Annotated in this window: 1 protein-coding gene; it reads right to left on the reverse strand. The window is 50.6% G+C overall.

The window, feature by feature from the left end; all coding sequences use genetic code 11:
* Positions 1 to 15 precede the first annotated feature (15 nt).
* Positions 16 to 805, reverse strand: a 790-nt coding sequence (locus CNE01S_RS24115) for an IS3 family transposase (RefSeq protein WP_061279241.1), incomplete at its 5' end; no start/stop codon positions are given.

Genomic DNA, 805 nt, shown 5'->3' on the forward strand with positions numbered 1-805 from the left:
GTAAGTCTCCCAGTATTAGTTCCACACACTTTTTGAGAGTTCCGGTTTTTCAGCCATCAGCCGGTACTCTTCTGGCGTCAGGTTGTTCAGGGATTCATGAGGCCGCTCGTTGTTATATTCCATCAGCCAGCTCTCTGTAATTTCCCGTACTTCATTCAGTGTTCTGAACAGGTAAAAATCCAGGATTTCTGTCCGGTATGTCCGGTTGAAGCGTTCGATAAAAGCATTTTGTGTAGGTTTTCCCGGCTTTATAAATTCTAGCTGCACACTATGCTCTTCGGCCCATTGTGCCAGCGCCAGAGATACAAGTTCCGGACCATTATCCATCCGCATTTTAAGTGGATAGCCGCGGTTTGCCACGATCCGCTCCAGTACCCGGACAACACGTTGAGCCGGGATGTTCAGGTCGATTTCTATCGCCAGCGCTTCACGGTTAAAATCATCCACTACATTGAAGGTCCGAAAGCGTCTGCCACAGACCAGCGCATCGTGCATAAAATCGATGGACCAACTCTGGTTTAACGCTTGCGGCGTCGCCAGTGGTGCAGGGTTACGCACTGGCAGCCGCTGTTTTCCCTTACGACGAAAATTCAGTTTCAGCAGGCAGTAAATCCGGTGAACGCGTTTATGGTTCCAGGCGTTACCCTGCCTGCGCAGTAACTGAAAAAGCTTCTTAAAACCATAACGCGGGTAGCGCTCTGCCAGCTCAGTCAGCATCTGGATCACCGGTTCATCCCGCCGGATATCGGGCTGGTAAAAATACACCGTCCTGCTCAGCGATAACGTCCTGCAAGCCTGGCGTAAA

The sequence above is a fragment of the Cedecea neteri NBRC 105707 = ATCC 33855 genome (assembly GCF_001571265.1).
In the GTDB taxonomy this organism is placed as follows: Bacteria; Pseudomonadota; Gammaproteobacteria; order Enterobacterales; family Enterobacteriaceae; genus Cedecea; species Cedecea neteri.